Here is a 17,035-nt window from a genome sequence, read left to right as displayed (position 1 = left end):
TTGCAGTCTGGCGGGCTTATTTGAGATCGACATTTTCGAGAATCGATCATCGTGTGGATCGTCGATAGGCTGTTTGACTGCACGAATTTCTTCGTTTCACCTGATGATAGATGGCGCGATGCCTTCGGAAGAGCCTTGGGATTGCGGGCCTTCTGCAGAATGGGAATGTGAAGATGTTGGGGCTTTCTTCCGGAACTGTTTACAAGCGCGCGGCGCGCCTTGCCTCTAACCTCAGGAATTCGACGGCGCTCGCGCGCTTGGTTGCCAGCATTGCGGTTATGGCGGGTCTCGGCTCGCCGCTGGTGGCGGCTGAGTTTACCGGAGCGGGACAATCTGGCTTCAACGAGTACATTCCGATTGCGACCCAGCAGGGTGCCGATGACGTCGTCAACATTACCATCGGCGATACGTCGGGCAGCGTGGTGATCGGGGACGATCTGGCACTGCCAGGTACCGCGACCGGCATCGATCTCAACTTCATCGCCGGTTCCAGCGGCGGGCCGGGCCGGGTCGGCGTGCAGAACGGGTCAGAATTCGTTGTCGAGGACGGCGCGGCCATCTACTTCAACGGCAACAGCCGGTTCGACATCGGTTACGATCCTGATCCCGCGGGAACGATCGAGGGAGCCGTCCTAATGACCGGCGGATCGGTCACGCTGGGCAAGGAAGGCGGCTATTCCGTCCTCAATGTCGGCTACACCGGGACGGGGTCCTTCATCCAGACTGGCGGCGCCATCCATCTCGACGGCAGCGCCCTGCAGCTTGGCGTCGTCGGCGGCTCCGGCGATTACGCCATGAGCGGCGGCACGTTCAACCTCACGGCCGGCTCCAGCATCTATGTCGGCGAAGGGGCCGGCGGCGACGGCACCTTGACCATCAGCGGCAATGCAAAATTCACCACGGACAACGTGGTCTCGGGAAGCGGCACGCAGATCTTCGTCGGGACGAATGGCGGCACCGGTCGCATCGTGCAGGACAGCCCGGATTCGCTGGTGTCGATCGATACCGGGTCGAATGCTTTCTGGTTCGGCTGGAACGACGGCGCCGCCGGCGGCGACGGCGCTTACGACCTACGCGACGGCACCTTCGAGGTGCTGAGCACGCAGGGGGCGACTTTCGGCCGCGATGCGGACACGACCGGCAGCTTCCTCCAGAGCGGCGGCGACTTTTCGTCCGAGGGCGCCGTGGTCATCAGTCGGGATGGCGCGGGTAGCTATGAGCTTTCGGGCGGCACCGCGGACTTTCTCGCCGGGTTGCAGATCGCGACGCAGTCCGGCACGGGCGCGGTGACCCAGACCGGCGGGACCGCCACCGTGACGGGCGGTCTGCGGTTCGGCACCGGTAGCGGCACCGGCACCTACACGCTGTCCGGCGGCACGCTGACGGTGGACGCCATCACCGGCGGCAATGCGAATTCGTCGTTTATCTTCGACGGCGGAACGCTCGTCGCGAGCGACAGCTTCTCGGTGCCTACGATCATCGACACGACATTTCAGAGCGACTCGACCATCAGTGTCGTCGACGGCGAGACCCTCACCTGGAACGGCGCGATCTCCGGCAACGGCGGGGTGACCAAGGATGGCGCCGGCACGCTCTCGCTCGGCGGCGACAACAGCCTCTATGGCGGCGACGTCAGCCTTGTCGGCGGCACGCTGGCGCTGACCGACAAGAATGGCATCGGCATCGGCAATGCTGTGGCTATGGCGGCCGACACCGTCTTCGACCTCACTGCGGTCGATGCGGGCAATCCCGGCTCGGGAGCGGGCATCGTCCAGATCGGGGCGCTCACCGGGGCCGGGCAGGTGAAGCTTGGCGACAGTTTCATTGTTTCCAGCATCGGGGCGGGCGCGAGCGCGGCCTTCTCCGGCACCATCACCTCCGACGGATGGGCCTACGATTCGACCTATGGCCGCTTCTACAAGGCGGGCGACGGCGATCTGGTGATCAACGGCTCGACGATGGAGAAGGGCGAGGCAACCATCATTGCGGGCTCGATGACGCAGAGCACCGGCGATACGGCGTGGTCGAACATCAATGTCGGCGGCGATGGTGGCACCGGCCAGCTCAACGTTTCCGGCGGAACGCTGACGCTGAATGTCGGCCTCCGCGTCGGCGATTTCGGCGGCACCGGCACGGTCAACCAGACCGGCGGCACGGTGCGGCTGGCGCAGACCTGCGACGACGATGACCGCTGCGCTGCGCTTCGCTTAACATCGGCAATCAGGGCGGCACGGGCACCTATAACATCAGCGGCGGCTCCCTGCTGCTGGAGGGCGGCACCCACTCCATCGGTCGCAACGCCACGAGCCGGCCGACGAGCAGCGGAGAACTCAACATCAGCAGTACGGGGCTGGTTCAGCTGTCTCCCAGCGTCGGAGATGGCTTCCTCGTTATCGGTGACCGCGATGCGGGTACCCAGCCCAACAGCTCAGGCGTGATCAACCAGACCGGCGGCACGCTGCGCATTTCCGACGGCTCGCGCTTCTATCTCGGTGGCTATGGCTCGGGCACGTACAACCTCAATGGCGGAACGCTGGAGATCGGCGGCGAGCCTGCTTGGCCTTTATGGCGGCGGCGGCAACACCACCGGCTCTTACGACTTCAACCTCGGCGGCGGCACGATCAAGGTGATCGGTACCGCGCTGAATACGGCGGTGGACGCCGAGCTGGTGGCGAATACAGCTTCGACCATCGACACCAACGGCCTCGGCGCGACGTGGAGTGGTCAGTTCTCCGGCGACGGCGACCTAATCAAGCAGGGGGTCGGCACGCTCTCGCTCGGCGGCGACAACAGCGCCTTCACTGGCGATGTCAGCCTTGTCGGCGGCACTCTGGCAGTGACGAACAATCTTGCACTCGGAACCAGCAACGACGTCGCCGTCGGGCCTGGTACCACCTTTGACATCAGTGGCACCCCTATCGGCGTGCAGATCGGCGCGCTCTCCGGCTCGGGCGAGATCCTGCTCGGCACCAAGCTGCTCTCCACGACGATCGGCGCGGGGCAGACCGCGGCGTTCTCCGGGACGATCCAGTCCAGCGGGATGGCGTGGGATGCCGATTACGGCAAATTCAATAAGGGTGGCGAGGGCACGCTTGTGATCGACGGCGCCGATATGAACGGCGGCGAGTTCTATGTGAGCGGCGGCACGGTCCGCGAAACCTCGGGCAACACGTCGATCGATTATCTCGACGTCGGTACCGGCACCACGAATTCTGCGGCCAATACGGGCGAACTGGAAGTTTCGGGCGGCACTCTCTCGCTCCAGTCGCTCTCAGTTGGCGGATGGGGCGGCATCGGCGAGGTCAACCAGACCGGCGGCACCGTCGCCGTGGTGGGCTGCAATGGCGCGAGCGACAGCTGCGGCGGCATGAACGTCGGCAACCAGGGTGGCCAAGGCACCTACAACATCTCCGGCGGCGTCCTGGCGCTCGCAAGCGGCGGCGTTTTCAATCTCGGCCGCTTCAGCAACAACAGCTACAGCACGTCCGAGGGCGAACTGAACATCTCTGGCACTGGCGAGGTGCGCATCGAGGACGGCAGCCTGATCATCGGAAACTGGGTGCTTTCCGGAACGCCCAATCTGGGTGACGGCGTCATCAACCAGACCGGCGGCGTGCTCTTCGTCGCCAACGACAGCCAGCTCTATCTCTCCGCCCAGGGTGACGGAGCGTACAACCTGTCAGGCGGCGTGCTGCAGATCGGCGGCACCTCGCTGATCGGCGACTACAACAATGGCGCCGGCAACTATGCCTTCAATCTCGGAGAGGCGACGCTCGAGGTCACCGGCGCCGCGCTGACCACCGAGGTGAATGCGACGCTGCAGGACGGCACCGTCTTTACCTTCGACACCAATGGTCTCGGCGCCTCGTGGAACGGCCAATTCTCAGGCGCAGGCGGGCTGCGCAAGACAGGGACGGGCGAGCTCGCCCTCACCAGCCCCAACAGCTACTCCGGCGACACCTATCTGGCCGGCGGCAAGTTGAGCGCCGCCGAGGGCGCGCTTGGCACGGGCACGAAAATCATTTTCGAGGCCACCAGCACGCTCGCCTTCGGCGATGCTGACGGCACGACGCTGGGTCAGGCCGTCCAGATCGGCACCGGCACCACGGCGATCCTCGAGATCAGCACCGGCAACACTGGCACCTTGACCGGCCAGATCTCCGGTCCCGGCGGGCTAACCAAGACCGGGGAAGGCACGCTGGTACTCGACCGTCCGAGCGATGTTGATCCGGCGAATGACTATTATGGCCAGACGATCGTCTCGAACGGCATCTTGCAGATCGTCGGCACCAACGCGCTCTCGGTCAATACGGCGGTGACAGTGGGAATCGATGGCACCTTCGAACTAGTCGGCGTCACGCAGAATGTTGATTCGATTGATGGGAGCGGCAGCGTCAGCATTGGGGATGGTTCGACCCTGACAGTCGGCGCCCTCTCGGGCAGTGCGAACATCGCCCTCGGCGCGGGTTCGGAACTGAACGTCGGCGGCAATGGCGAGAATACCACGTTCACCGGCGCGCTGACCGGTACTGGTACCTTCGTGAAGGAGGGCTCCGGCGCGCTTGTCATCGAGGGGACCAACTCGGAGAACTTCGAGGGGGCCACCAACATCAATGTGGGAGCTCTGATCCTCAACGGTTCGCTGGCAAAGTCGGACGTCACCGTGGGCGATGGCGCCGTGCTGGGCGGCAACGGGACAGCGAAGTCCGTTACACTCCAAGAAGGAGCGGCGGTAGGGCCGGGCAATTCTCCCGGCACGCTAACGGTCGGCGAGTTCACATTCGGCGGAGGGTCTCTGTACAACGCCGAGTTCGGATTCGATGCGTTTGGTGATCCCGTCAGCGACAATATCCTGGTCACCACCATCGCCGACACCTCCGGGAACGCGGTGATCCAGGGTGGCGCCCGCCTTGCGCTGGATGTCTCCAAGGGCATCCAGATTGGGCACGGCTACGAGATCATCACCATCGAGTCGGCCGGATCGGTCGTACGGACCGACGATGCGATATTCGACGTCGAATACGATGCCCCTCTGCTCGAGGCCCTCGTCGCCTATGGCGCGCACGCCGTCACTGTCACTTTTTCCGGCATTAGTGCGCCTTGGTCCACCAAGGTGAGCACCCGCAACCAGGGCGCCGTCGCCAATGCGGTGCAGTCCATGGCCGGGGACAATCCACTCTACGGGGCAGCGGTAATTCTCGGCGAGGCCGAGCTCGACAGCGCCTTCAACCTTCTCTCGGGGGAAATTGGCGCCTCGGCGAAGGGCGTGGTGATCAACGACAGCCAGTTCCTACGCGGGGCGATCTTTGAGCGGTTGTGGAGTGCCGACAATTCCCGCGCTTCCAGTAGCATATCGGTCGCCCCGCTCGGCTATCCCGCACCGGCCACCGGGCCTGCGCCCTTCCCCGTGAAGGGCCAGCCCGACCCGCTGCCGCCAGCCCCTGCCAGCGCCATTTGGGTGCAGGGCTTCGGCTCCTGGGGCTCAACTGATGGCAATGGCAACGCCGCCAGCCTCGATCGCGACACCGGGGGCTTCTTCATCGGCGCGGACACGCTGGTGGATACTTGGCGGCTCGGCGTGGTCGGTGGCTACAGCACCACCAGTTTCAATGTTGACGACCCTGTTTCCTCCGGCGACAGCGACAATTTCCACCTCGGCGTCTATACTGGCACGAATTGGGATGCGGTGCGGCTGCGCGCCGGCGCGGCCTATAGTTGGAACGACGTCTCCACGACGCGCCTTGCGACGATCCCCTTTGCGCAGACGCTGGAGGCGGACTACGACGCCGGCACCGCCCAGGTGTTCGGCGAGTTCGGCTACGGCTTTGGCGCCGCCGGCTTTGACTTCGAGCCCTTCGTTGGCCTTGCCTATGTCAGCTTGAACACCGACGGCTACGCCGAGACCGGTGGACCGGCGGCCCTGACCACGGGCAGCGACACCACCGGCGTGACCTACACCACGCTTGGCCTGCGGAGCTCGACCAGCTTCGCGCTCGGCTCGGCGCTGGCGACCGCCAAGGGCATGTTCGGCTGGCGCCACGCCTTCGGTGACGTTACCCCGCTTGCCACCTATGCCGTCGCCGCGGGCAGCGACCTGTTCACCGTGGCGGGTCTACCCATCGCCGAGAATTCCTTCCTCGTAGATCTTGGCCTCGATGTTGCGGTCTCCGACGGCGTGACGCTGGGCCTCGCCTATGGTGGCCAGTTCGGCGATGACTCGCAGGACCAGAGCGTGCGTGGCACGCTCGACTGGAAGTTCTAACCCGCACTCCGTCCGGCGGCCACTTTTTTCTCGGTCGCCTGCCAGGGCTAGAGTGGATTTGCCAGGGCTCGACTGGCCATATGTTCTTGAGACAGGCCTCCGCCAGCTTCGCGCTGCGGCGGCCTCGTTTTCAGCATCTTTTCTTTTCGTTAGCTCAGGGAATCTTATTTTTAATATCTGAAGCATTCAAAATTTAGTTTTGGCGCAGCACTATCTGAAAGACATATTTTACATTATTGAATAGAGCGAAAAAATCGAAAAACAATCACATCTACAAAATAGGATTCAAATATTTGTCTTCAGATTCTAAATATTGTCCACTGGCATAATACATCAAAGCATGGGACCGAAAAATGCGAATTAAATACCATTTGCGATGGCTGCGGCATTGCGGAAAACGCGGGTAGATCATTAACCGACGCGGTCCGGATCTCCGCCTGATGCGGCGGGCAGCGCGCCTGGGACCCCAGGCTTCACTCCATCGGCAGCGCCTGGGCGTGCTTTACCTGGCTCAGCGCGAAGCTCGATTCGATCGAGGCGACGCCGTCCAACCGGGTGAGGGTGCGCTTGAGGAAGGCCTCATAAGCCGGCAGGTCCTTGACCACGATGCGCAGCAGATAATCCCTCTGGCCGGTCATCAGATAGCACTCGACGATTTCCGGCCAGCGGGCGATGGCCTTGGCGAAACGGTCGAGTTCGTCCTCGCGCTGGCGCTCCAGCCGGATGGAGGCGAAGACGCTGACCGGCAGGCCGGCCTTGTCCTGGTCGACCACCGCGACATAGCGCTTGATAACGCCTGACGCTTCGAGGTTGCGCACCCGCCGGGCGCAGGGCGAAGGCGAAAGCCCCACCGCCGCCGCCAGCTTCTCCATCGTGGTGTGTGCGTCCTGCTGGAGGATGGCGAGGATTTTTCGATCGATGGTATCGATTCTGACTTCTGGCATGAAACACCACGGACTGAGCCTAAATCGGCGATTTCAGCCATGATAGGCGGGGCGGGCGATGGTGAATAGCTGCAAACGCCCCTCGCCCGTGCCTAGGCTTCTGCCGTGGGTGAGCCCGGAGCGCCGACCATGGTCAAGATTGCCGCGAACAGTGCCGACGACATCGCCATCCTGCGGGAGCTGGAGCGCAAGATTCTCTGGCTGGCGACGTGGACGATCCACAACGCCAATCATGTCCGCCCCAATGTCGACGGGCTGAAGGTGGGCGGCCATCAGGCCTCCTCCGCCTCCATGGCGACCATCATGACCGCGCTCTACCTCAAGGCGCTGCGGCCGCAGGACCGGGTGGCGGTGAAACCGCATGCGAGCCCGATCTTCCACGCCATCCAGTATCTCTCCGGCAAGCAGACGCGGGAAAAGCTGGAGAATTTCCGCGGCTTTGGCGGTGCGCAGTCCTACCCTTCCCGCACCAAGGACATTGACGACGTCGATTTCTCCACCGGCTCGGTCGGCCTCGGCGTGGCGCAGACCTTGTTCGCCTCGCTGGTGCAGGACTATCTCGCCGCCAAGGGGCTGGGGAAAGGTCCCGAGGGCAAGATGATCGCCCTCGTCGGCGATGCGGAGATGGACGAGGGCAACATCTTCGAGGCGCTGCTTGAGGGGTGGAAGCACGGCCTGCGCAATACGTGGTGGATCGTAGACTATAACCGCCAGAGCCTCGACGCCGTGGTGCGCGAGGGGCTGTGGGAACGGTTCGAATCCATCTTCCGCAGCTTCGGCTGGGATGTGGTGATCCTGAAATATGGCCAGTTGCAGGAGGCGGCGTTCCAGGAGCCGGGCGGGCAGGCGCTCAAGCGCTGGATCGACACCTGCCCCAACCCGCTCTATTCGGCGCTGACCTTCCAGGGCGGCAGGGCGTGGCGCAAAAGGCTGATGGACGATATCGGCGACCAGGGCGAGGTCGCCGCGCTGATCGAGCGGCGCTCGGACGCGGAACTCGCCGCGCTGATGGGCAATCTCGGCGGGCATGATTTGCCCTCGCTGATCGAGGCTTTCGAGCAGGCGCGCGCGCATGACCGCCCGGTGTGCTTCATCGCCTACACCATCAAGGGCTTCGGCCTGCCGCTCGCGGGCCACAAGGACAACCATGCCGGGCTGATGACGCCGGGGCAGCTGGAGGGCCTGCGCGCCAGCCATGGCGTGCGCGAGGGGCATGAGTGGGATCGTTTCGAGGGCCTCACCACCCCACCGGCCCAATTGCAGGCCTTTCTCGACGCGGTGCCGTTCTGCCAGCGAAGCACGCGGCGACACCAGCCGCCAAGGATCGAGGTGCCGGCCACGCTCGACGTGCCGTTGCAGCCCGCCATGTCCACCCAGCAGGGCTTCGGCCTCCTGCTGAACGAGATCGGCAAGCGCGAGGATGATTTCGCCCGCCGCGTCGTCACCACCTCTCCCGACGTGACCGTCTCGACCAATCTCGGCGCCTGGGTCAACCGGCGCAAGCTGTTCGCGCGCGAGGAACTGGCCGACACCTTCAAGAAGGAGCGCATTCCCTCGACCTATAATTGGGAATTCGGCCCCGCCGGCCAGCACCTGGAGCTCGGCATCGCCGAGATGAACCTGTTCACGATGCTCTCGGCGCTCGGCCTGTCGCATTCCCTGTTCGGCGAGCGGCTGCTGCCCATCGGCACGCTGTACGATCCCTTCATCGAGCGCGGACTCGATGCGCTGAACTATGCCTGCTACCAGGACGCCCGCTTCATCCTCGCCGCCACCCCTTCCGGGGTGACGCTGGCGCCGGAAGGCGGCGCGCACCAGTCGATCGCCACGCCGCTGATCGGCATGGCGCAGGACGGGCTGGCGAGCTTCGAGCCGGCCTTTGTCGACGAGCTCGCGGTGATTCTGCGCTTCGCCTTCCAGCATGCGCAGGCGGAAGATGGCGGCTCGACCTATCTGCGCCTCTCTACCCGCACCATCGACCAGCCGCGCCGGACCATGGACGCGGCGCTGGCCAGCGACATCGTGGCCGGCGGCTACTGGCTGCGCCGGCCGGGGCCGAACGCGCAAGTGGTGATCGCCTATACCGGTGCGCTGGCGCCGGAAGCCATCGAGGCGGTGGGGCTGATCGCCGAGGACCGGCGCGATGTCGGCCTGCTCGCCGTCACCTCCGCCGACCGGCTGCATGCCGGCTGGACGGCGGCGCAGCGCGCCCGCGAAGGCGGCGACAGCGCGGCCCGCGCTCCTGTCGAAATGCTGCTCGACGCCGTGCCGCCGGGCTGCGCCCTCATCTCCGCCGTGGACGGCCACCCCGCGACGTTGGGCTGGCTGGGTTCCGTGCACGGCCACCGCGCCCGGGCGCTCGGCGTCGAGCATTTCGGCCAGACCGGCACCATCGCCGATCTCTACCGGCATGTCGGCATCGACGCGCAAGGCATGGTGCGCGCGGCGCAGGCGATGGTGCCGGGCCGGCCGATCCGCCATCTGCGCGCGGTGGGCTGAGGCTCGAAAGATCGGACGGCATTGGATACCGCCCGCCAATCACACAGCGCGAATCCGCCCCAGGACGAGGTAAGCGCCGACGCTTGCAGCTTTTATTGACGCAAGCGGCCTGCTACCCTCCGGAAGACGCAGTGCAACATGTGCCGGGGGGGGGAGCAGGTGGCAAAAGTGCGGGTGGCTTTATTGGTGCTTGATGTTGCCGTTGTAGCGGCAGCAGCGTGCGCCTCCGTGATGCTCCGCGACCCGCCGGATCAGTGGGCACATCGGTTTCTCGATCTGCGCCCCTATCTTGTCTTCTCGCTCATAGCCGCAGCCATCGTTCTTCCGGTCGCAGGAACGAGCCGCGATCTCTGGCGTTACGCGTCTTTCAACGATTTCTTGCGTATCATGCTGGCGGCCGTCGTCATCGTGCTGGCCGCCTCCAGCGGCACCTTCGCCTACAACCGGCTGGTGGGACTAGCGCGTACGATTCCGTTGATCCACGTCCTGCTCATTATCGGCTTCATGTGCGGGATACGGGTCGCCGCCCGGCTGCTCCATGGTTTCAAGTCGAGACCGAGTACAGCCGCACGGATTGGGGACAACCCTACCACCGAGAGCGTGCTTTTGGTCGGGGACAACGCGGTGGCTGAGCTGTTCATCCGCGCCGCGCGCGAACTTGGCCACGGGCCCATTCACGTGGCCGGCGTTCTCTCGACGAGCGGCCGCCACAAGGGACGCCGGCTTCAGGAAGTCGAGATTATGGGCGAGGCGGAGGAGCTTCCGGAGATCCTGCGCCGCCTCGAAATCCACGGGGTCGACGTGACGCGGATCGCGGTTGCCGTTCCCGCCGCACAGCTCTCGCCCGAGGCGCGCGAACTCCTGCAGGACCTAGAGGGCCGAATCGGCATACTGGTCGACTATCTCGCCGAGCGCCTGGGCTTCACCGCCACCCCCGGCAAGGTGCAGGATTGGCCGCCCGCCAACAGCGAGCTGGACCGCCTGCCCGCGCTCCGGGATGTGGTGGTCTGCGCGGAACTCCAGCGGGGGTACTGGCCGGTTAAACGCCTGTTCGACTTCGTCGTTGTTCTGGCGATCCTTGTCGTTGCAGTCCCGCTCATGCTGATTGTCGCGGTACTGGTCGCACTCGATGTCGGCAACCCCGTGCTTTTCTGGCAGGAGCGCTGGGGGCGCTTCGGCCGGCGCCTCCGGCTGTACAAGTTCCGCACCATGCGGCCAGCCCACGACACTGACGGTTCGCGCATCGAAGAGGCCCGTCGCACCTCGCGGATCGGTAATTTTCTGCGCAAGACCCGGCTGGACGAGTTGCCGCAACTCTTTCACATCCTGCTTGGAGAGATGTCCTTCGTCGGCCCGCGGCCGCTGCTCGCAAGCGAACAATCCTCCGCCTTCACCGGGCGCCTCGCCGTGCGGCCGGGACTGACGGGCTGGGCGCAGGTCCATGGCGGCCGGCTGATCTCGGTCGACGACAAGGCGGCAATGGATCTTTGGTACATCCGCAATGCCAGCTTCCAACTCGATTTCGTGATTGCGCTCAAGACCGTGCGGATGGTCCTCAATGGCGACCGTACCGAAGACAGCGTTGTTGTCACGGCTTGGCGGGAGGTGGCGGACTGGAAGGCCGAGCTTCAGGCCAATCGGCGGGTGCATCCGGTGCCGAGGGCCGGCTCCATATAGATCTGGATAGCCTCACTCACATGACCGTGCCTCGCCTGCGCCGGATCGGCGTGCCTGTCCGCGTCACGCATGGATAGAGTCGCCTTCCGTAGCCGCGAGGAGCGCCCGCCGTGCATCCTGGGTCAGTGGAAGGAAGAGCGTCTTGCACATCCTCATGACGGTCAACGCGGCCTGGAACATCTGGAACTTCCGCCGCCCCGTCGTCCAGGCCCTGCTCGCCGACGGCCACCTTCTGACTGTGCTGGCGCCGCCCGACGAGAGCGTGGCCGAACTCGAGAGGCTCGGATGCCGCGTCCTGCCGCTCGCAATGAACGCGAAAGGGCTCAACCCCGCCGAGGGCCTGCAGCTTCTGCGCCGCTTCAAGCAGGTTTTCCGCACCGAGCGCCCGGATATAGTGCTGAGCTTCACGATCAAGAACAACATCTTCGGCGCAATGGCGGCGCAGACGGTGGGCGTGCCCTTCCTGCCGAACGTCACCGGCCTCGGCACTGCCTTCCTTTCCGGCGGCCTTCTGCAGGTCATTGCCGAAGTGCTCTACCGGCGGGCCTTTGGCCGCCTTCCCATCATCTACTTCCAGAATAGCGACGACCGCGATCTTTTCCTGCAGCGCCATCTGGTCAAGGCCGCTCAGGCCCGCATCCTGCCGGGATCGGGCATCGACCTTGTCCGTTTCACCGCGGCGGAGATGCCGTCGCCCGAGGCGCCACCGGTCTTTCTGATGATCGCGCGCCTGTTGCGGGACAAGGGAGTACACGAATTCGTCGAGGCGGCGCGACAGGTCCGGGCACGCCATCCAACCGTGCGCTTCCAGCTTCTCGGCGCCGCCGGCTCCGAGAACCGCTCCTCCATCGACGCGCCGACCTTGCAGAAATGGGTGGCGGAGGGAGCCGTCGAGTATCTCGGCACGACGCAGGATGTGCGCCCCCACATTGCCGCCGCGAGCTGCGTCGTGCTGCCTTCCTACCGCGAGGGGGCGCCGCGCACCCTTATCGAGGCCGCCGCCATGGCTCGACCGCTGATCGCCACAGATGTGCCGGGGTGCCGTGCGGTGATCGACAGGGACATCAGCGGCTATTTGTGCGATGTCCGAAGCGCAGCAAGTCTTGCCGCGGCGATCGAGCGCTTTCTGGGCCTCTCCGAGGAGGCCCGCCGCGCGATGGGCCGCGCCGGGCGGGCCAAGATGGAGCGCGACTTCGACGAGGCGCTCGTCGTTGCCGCCTATCGCCGGGCCATCGCCCAGCTGGCCGGAGGGAGTTGATCGGATGGCAAGGAATTTTCGGTTGCGCCCACCTTTCGCCGCGCACCAGACTTTCCGCCGGCGGGCCTGCGTCGCCCGCCATTCAACCGTGCTGCGCGCACATCCATCGGATAGAACCGGAACCGCCAAGCGATGATGCCCGCTCCGTCCGATCGTCCCGCCGCCAGGCTGGACAGCCTCCAGCTTGGGCGAGCCCTCGCGGCGGCTGCCGTTGTCGCGCACCATGCCGCCCTGGCGAGCGACGCCTTCACTTCCGAGAGCTGGGGTCTTCTCCGCGAACTTGGATCCTATGGCGTAGATTATTTTTTCGTTCTAAGCGGATTCATCATATATTATGTACACGGGAGCGATCCAAAGAACGCCTATTATGCGTTTATATTTATGGAAAAGCGCATAATACGCGTTTATGTGCCTTATCTTCCTATATCTATTGCAATGATTATTCTCTACATTGCCCTTCCGACGATATCACAAGGAGGGCGAGACTGGGGATTGGTCAGCTCCCTGACTCTTCTTCCAATGGACTCGCCGCCGGCACTTAACGTCGCTTGGACGCTCGTATTTGAGATGATTTTTTACGTCATATTTGCCCTTTCATACTATACTAATTGTTTTCTTTTTGCCTCTTTGGTATGGCCTGCTCTGACTTTGGCAATAAACATAATTGGTTTCTACAGTGAAATTACATCTCCCCTTTGGACGCATGTCTTCAATTTGTTGATTCTCGAATTCGTCGCCGGCGTTCTGATGTCTTTCCTCTTCCTGCGCCTGCCAACCGCTTTCTGGCCTGTTCCGACAGTCGCGGGCGTGATTCTGTCGGCGATCTACTTCATCGTCCCGCCGACGCACCACATACCGTTCGGCCTGGCTCTCGCTCCGCTCGTCCTGGGTCTGGCGCAGATGGAGACGCATTATTCGCTGCGCCTGCCCGGCCCGATCCTGCTTCTCGGCGCGGCCTCTTATGCGATGTATCTCGTTCACTCGCCGCTTCAGTCGCTGCTGGCGCGCGTTCTCCAGCCGCTGGACAGCTGGATACTGACATTCACGGCCTGCAGCGTGTTCGGTATCGTTGCGGGAATTGCCTATCATCTCCTGTTCGAGCGGCCCATGCTGCGCCGCTTGTCGCGACGAACAGGGTCCCGCTCCGCCTGAGCGCCGGACACCGCGGAAACCCTAAATGCGAACGACTTCGATATGCCGTCGCCCCCTGCTCGCCGGAGCCGGCCTTCTGCTCGTAGCCGCACTGGGACTGGGAGGTACCCCTCCGCTGCGGGCCGCCTTGCGTGATGTAGGCGAGGTGCCCAGCCTTTCGGTCCTCTGATCTGGCAGTAGTGCCAGCAGCGGTGCTGGAGAAGGACGGTGGACGCAGAAGAGACCTATGTACGGCGTCGGCGCTGGAGTTGGGCCGAGAAGCGAGCGGTCGTTGAAGAGGCGGCCGCGAGCGGCAACGTCATCGAGACGGCGAAGCGCCATGGCATCCAGGCGCAGCAGATTTATCGATGGCGCGAACGCCTTTCCGAACGGATGGAACCTGCAGGGTTTGCGGCAGTGTCAGTTATTGATCCACCGAAGGCTCTTCCAGCACCGATGCCGGGTATGGATCGTCTGGAGGGATGTTCCACATCCAGCACTGCCCACACCGACACTCGGATCGAGATCGCGTCGGCTGGAGGTGTGACGGTTAGCCTGCCTGTCGGGTCCTCAGCGGAGTTCGTGGTGGCGATTGCTGGCGGGCTATCGCGAGGCCGGCGATGATCCCAGTTCCAAGCGGGGTTCGGGTGTGGCTGGCGACGGGCCACACGGATATGAGGAAGGGCTTCGCGGGTCTGGCATTGCAGGTCCAGGAAGTTCTACGGCGCGATCCCCATTGCGGGCACCTGTTCGTATTCCGGGGCAAGCGCGGCGATCTGGTGAAGGTGATCTGGCATGACGGCCAGGGCGCCTGCCTGTTCTCGAAGCGGCTGGAGCGGGGTGGTTTTCTGTGGCCGTCTCCGGCCGACGGCATGGTGACGATCACCCCTGCGCAGCTCGGCTATCTGCTGGAAGGCATAGACTGGCGGCATCCGCAGAGGACGTGGCGACCGGGCGCATCGGGGTAATTTGGGCGTGGCACAGGAGCGGCGGATATGATTCCATCGCCCTATGTCGAGCCCGATGGATCCTTTGCCGAGCGACCTTGCCGCGGCCCACGCCATGATCCTGGCGGAGCGTAGCGCGCGGCTGGAAGCCGAGGCGACCGTCGCCCGGGAGCGCGCTGCGAACAGCAGCACGGATGCCCTCATCGCGCGGCTGAAGCTGGAGATCGAGAAGCTCCGGCGCGAGCTTTACGGCACGCGCTCGGAGCGCAAGGCACGGCTGCTCGACCAGCTGGAGATGCAGCTCGAGGACCTGGAGGCTGACGCCACCGAAGACGAACTGGCCGCGGAAGCCGCAGCACAAACGGCCAATGTGGCGTCCTTCGAGCGCAAGCGGCCGGCACGCAAGCCGTTCCCTGATCATCTCCCGCGTGAGCGCGTCATCGTCGCCGCACCCGAGAGCTGCCCGTGCTGCGGATCCGGCAGACTGGTGAAGCTCGGGGAAGATATCACCGAGACGCTGGAGGTGATCCCGCGCCAGTGGAAGGTGATCCAGACGGTGCGCGAGCGCTTCTCCTGCCGGGCCTGCGAGGCGGTGACCCAGGCGCCGGCGCCGTTCCACGTCATCCCGCGCGGCCATGTCGGGCCGAACCTGCTGGCTATGGTGCTGTTCGAGAAGTTCGGCCAGCACCAGCCTCTGAACCGGCAGAGCGAGCGCTATGCTCGCGAGGGCATCGATCTGCCGCTGTCGACGCTGGCCGATCATGTCGGCGCCTGCGCCGCAGCGCTGCACCCGTTGCACGTGCTGCTCGAGCGCCATGTCATGGCGGCAGATCGCCTGCATGGCGACGACACGCCGGTGCCGATCCTGGCGAAGGGCACGACCGACACCGGTCGAGCCTGGGTGTATGTGCGCGACGATCGGCCCTTCGGCGGCGCCGATCCGCCGGCGGTGTTGTTCCGGGCATCACGCGACCGCTCGGGCGAACACCCGCAAGAGCATCTGACGCACTTCACCGGCAGCCTGCAGGCCGACGCCTATGCCGGTTACAATCGCCTGCTCGCTCCCGACCGCCAGCCGGGGCCGATCGTCGAGGCCCTGTGCTGGGCTCATGCACGCCGCAAGTTATTCGAGCTCGCCGACATCGCGGCGAACCGCCGGCGTGGGCGTAACGCCGCACCGATCTCACCGATTGCCTTCGAGGCCGTCGCCCGCATCGACGCGCTGTTCGACATGGAGCGTGAGATCAATGGCCTGAGTGCCGATCAGCGCCGAGCCGTTCGCCAGGAGCGCAGCGCTCCTCTCGTCGCCGAGCTTGAGGTTTGGATGCGCGAGCATCGCGCCAGGCTCTCCCGCCATGCACCTGTCGCCCAGGCCATGGACTACATGCTGCGGCGCTGGGACGCCTTCGCCCGCTTCCTCGATGACGGACACGTCTGCCTCACGAACAATGCGGCAGAACGGGCGCTGCGCGGCATCGCCCTCGGCCGCAAGGCCTGGCTGTTCGCCGGTTCCGACCGCGGCGCCGAGCGCGCCGCCGTCATGTACAGCCTGATCGGGACCGCCCGGCTCAACGACATCGATCCGCAGGCCTGGCTCGCTGACGTGCTCGCTCGCATCGCAGACATGCCGCAGAACCGGCTCGCCGAGCTGCTGCCCTGGAACTGGCATGCGGCGCGAGAGCCCGGGAGTCTCGCGGCATGAGCCATGTCGATCGGATCGCTCGCCTGAAGATCGAACTGGATGACTGGCAGCCCACCATCTGGCGCCGTGTCGAGGTGCCGCTCACCTCGTCGCTCAAGGCCTTGCACGACGTCATCCAGGCCGTCATGCCGTTCGAGGACACTCACCTGTTCGAGTTCCGCGCCGGCGGGCAGCGCTTTGCCATCCCCGATCCAGAATGGGACAGCCTGCGCGACAGGACCTATTCCGCCAAGACGTTGAGGCTCGGCGCTCTCATCGACCGCAGCATCACCGAGTTCAGCTACACCTATGACTTCGGCGACGACTGGCGGCACACGATCACGATCGAGGCGACCACCGCAGCCGATCCCGCCACGGATTATCCCCGTTACCTCGATGGTGCCCACCGTGCACCACCCGAGGATGTCGGCGGCATCCCCGGCTTCAAGCTCTTCCTCGAAGCCATCGCCGATCCAACCCACGAGGAGCATGACGAGCTCATGCGCTGGTACGGGGCGCCGTTCGATCCGGCTCTCATCGACGAGGACCTCATCCGCGCCCGCATCGCAAGGCTCGCCCGACGCCGCGCAATCGGCAAAGCCGCGTTCGCCAAGAGCCGTGGTCAAATCAACTGA

Annotated in this window: 11 protein-coding genes; 10 read left to right on the top strand and 1 reads right to left on the bottom strand. The window is 64.6% G+C overall.

Going from position 1 to position 17,035, the window contains the following annotated elements; genetic code table 11:
- Nucleotides 1-173: 173 nt before the first annotated feature.
- Nucleotides 174-2,438: a beta strand repeat-containing protein gene (locus K9D25_RS09020; protein ID WP_244450518.1), complete on the top strand. Its 2,265-nt coding sequence runs from the start codon at nucleotides 174-176 to the stop codon at nucleotides 2,436-2,438.
- 84 nt (nucleotides 2,439-2,522) lie between these two features.
- Entirely contained in the window at nucleotides 2,523-6,263 is a 3,741-nt protein-coding gene (locus K9D25_RS09015; protein ID WP_244450517.1) for an autotransporter domain-containing protein, read from the top strand.
- A 473-nt stretch (nucleotides 6,264-6,736) separates the two neighbouring features.
- Here K9D25_RS09015 and K9D25_RS09010 read toward each other — a convergent pair whose 3' ends face one another.
- Complete coding sequence (locus K9D25_RS09010; protein WP_244450516.1) at nucleotides 6,737-7,207, bottom strand: Lrp/AsnC family transcriptional regulator; 471 nt, start codon at nucleotides 7,205-7,207, stop codon at nucleotides 6,737-6,739.
- 129 nt (nucleotides 7,208-7,336) lie between these two features.
- Between K9D25_RS09010 and K9D25_RS09005 the strand changes: the two genes are divergently transcribed.
- The 8 genes from K9D25_RS09005 (at nucleotide 7,337) to K9D25_RS08970 (ending at nucleotide 17,035) form a co-directional block, all read left to right on the top strand.
- Complete coding sequence (locus K9D25_RS09005) at nucleotides 7,337-9,706, top strand: transketolase (RefSeq protein ID WP_244450515.1); 2,370 nt, start codon at nucleotides 7,337-7,339, stop codon at nucleotides 9,704-9,706.
- A 159-nt stretch (nucleotides 9,707-9,865) separates the two neighbouring features.
- Nucleotides 9,866-11,383, top strand: coding sequence for a sugar transferase (locus K9D25_RS09000; protein ID WP_244450514.1), 1,518 nt, complete (start codon nucleotides 9,866-9,868; stop codon nucleotides 11,381-11,383).
- A gap of 142 nt (nucleotides 11,384-11,525) precedes the next feature.
- Nucleotides 11,526-12,641 (top strand): glycosyltransferase family 4 protein, encoded by a 1,116-nt coding sequence (locus K9D25_RS08995; RefSeq protein ID WP_244450513.1) that lies wholly within the window; start codon nucleotides 11,526-11,528, stop codon nucleotides 12,639-12,641.
- Nucleotides 12,642-12,773: 132 nt separating this feature from the next.
- The gene (locus K9D25_RS08990; RefSeq protein WP_244450512.1) at nucleotides 12,774-13,793 is read left to right on the top strand and encodes an acyltransferase family protein; all 1,020 of its coding nucleotides are present in this window, start codon (nucleotides 12,774-12,776) and stop codon (nucleotides 13,791-13,793) included.
- Nucleotides 13,794-14,000: 207 nt separating this feature from the next.
- Nucleotides 14,001-14,396, top strand: a complete 396-nt coding sequence (locus K9D25_RS08985) for a transposase (protein ID WP_244378650.1) — start codon at nucleotides 14,001-14,003, stop codon at nucleotides 14,394-14,396.
- Nucleotides 14,393-14,740, top strand: a complete 348-nt coding sequence (gene tnpB, locus K9D25_RS08980; RefSeq protein WP_244378641.1) for an IS66 family insertion sequence element accessory protein TnpB — start codon at nucleotides 14,393-14,395, stop codon at nucleotides 14,738-14,740. The genes K9D25_RS08985 and tnpB overlap by 4 nt, the downstream gene beginning before the upstream one ends.
- Before the next feature lie 55 nt (nucleotides 14,741-14,795).
- Nucleotides 14,796-16,421, top strand: coding sequence for an IS66 family transposase (gene tnpC / locus K9D25_RS08975; protein WP_432207932.1), 1,626 nt, complete (start codon nucleotides 14,796-14,798; stop codon nucleotides 16,419-16,421).
- Complete coding sequence (locus K9D25_RS08970; protein WP_244450511.1) at nucleotides 16,418-17,035, top strand: plasmid pRiA4b ORF-3 family protein; 618 nt, start codon at nucleotides 16,418-16,420, stop codon at nucleotides 17,033-17,035. The genes tnpC and K9D25_RS08970 overlap by 4 nt, the downstream gene beginning before the upstream one ends.

It is taken from the genome of Ancylobacter polymorphus (assembly GCF_022836935.1).
GTDB lineage: Bacteria > Pseudomonadota > Alphaproteobacteria > Rhizobiales > Xanthobacteraceae > Ancylobacter > Ancylobacter polymorphus_A.
Note: the sequence above shows the minus strand (reverse complement) of the source record. Positions and strands in the feature narration are given on the sequence as shown.